The organism is Streptomyces sp. NPDC056361 (assembly GCF_042262805.1).
In the GTDB taxonomy this organism is placed as follows: Bacteria; Actinomycetota; Actinomycetes; order Streptomycetales; family Streptomycetaceae; genus Streptomyces.
The window spans coordinates 1-1,071 of the sequence record NZ_JBHJQI010000326.1; the positions used below are offsets into that span (position 1 = coordinate 1).

Genomic DNA, 1,071 nt, shown 5'->3' on the forward strand with positions numbered 1-1,071 from the left:
TTCGGTGTGGCGAAGCTGAGAACTTAAGCGCCAGTAAACGGCGGTGGTAACTATAACCATCCTAAGGTAGCGAAATTCCTTGTCGGGTAAGTTCCGACCTGCACGAATGGCGTAACGACTTCTCGACTGTCTCAACCATAGGCCCGGTGAAATTGCACTACGAGTAAAGATGCTCGTTTCGCGCAGCAGGACGGAAAGACCCCGGGACCTTTACTACAGTTTGATATTGGTGTTCGGTTCGGCTTGTGTAGGATAGGTGGGAGACTGTGAAGCCGTGACGCCAGTCATGGTGGAGTCGCCGTTGAAATACCACTCTGGTCGTGCTGGATGTCTAACCTCGGTCCGTGATCCGGATCAGGGACAGTGTCTGATGGGTAGTTTAACTGGGGCGGTTGCCTCCCAAAGGGTAACGGAGGCGCCCAAAGGTTCCCTCAGCCTGGTTGGCAATCAGGTGTTGAGTGTAAGTGCACAAGGGAGCTTGACTGTGAGACCGACGGGTCGAGCAGGGACGAAAGTCGGGACTAGTGATCCGGCGGTGGCTTGTGGAAGCGCCGTCGCTCAACGGATAAAAGGTACCCCGGGGATAACAGGCTGATCTTCCCCAAGAGTCCATATCGACGGGATGGTTTGGCACCTCGATGTCGGCTCGTCGCATCCTGGGGCTGGAGTCGGTCCCAAGGGTTGGGCTGTTCGCCCATTAAAGCGGTACGCGAGCTGGGTTTAGAACGTCGTGAGACAGTTCGGTCCCTATCCGCTGTGCGCGTAGGAATATTGAGAAGGGCTGTCCCTAGTACGAGAGGACCGGGACGGACGAACCTCTGGTGTGCCAGTTGTCCTGCCAAGGGCATGGCTGGTTGGCTACGTTCGGGAGGGATAACCGCTGAAAGCATCTAAGCGGGAAGCCTGCTTCAAGATGAGTATTCCCACCTCCTTGAGAGGGTAAGGCTCCCAGTAGACGACTGGGTTGATAGGCCGGATGTGGAAGCCCAGTAATGGGTGGAGCTGACCGGTACTAATAGGCCGAGGGCTTGTCCTCAGTTGCTCGCGTCCACTGTGTTAGTTCTGAAGCAA

General features: G+C 55.9%; 1 rRNA gene. It reads left to right on the plus strand.

From position 1 onward, the window contains the following. A 23S ribosomal RNA gene (locus ACFCY7_RS40525) occupies nucleotides 1–1,036 on the plus strand; the annotation flags it as partial. Between the last annotated feature and the right edge of the window lie 35 nt (nucleotides 1,037–1,071).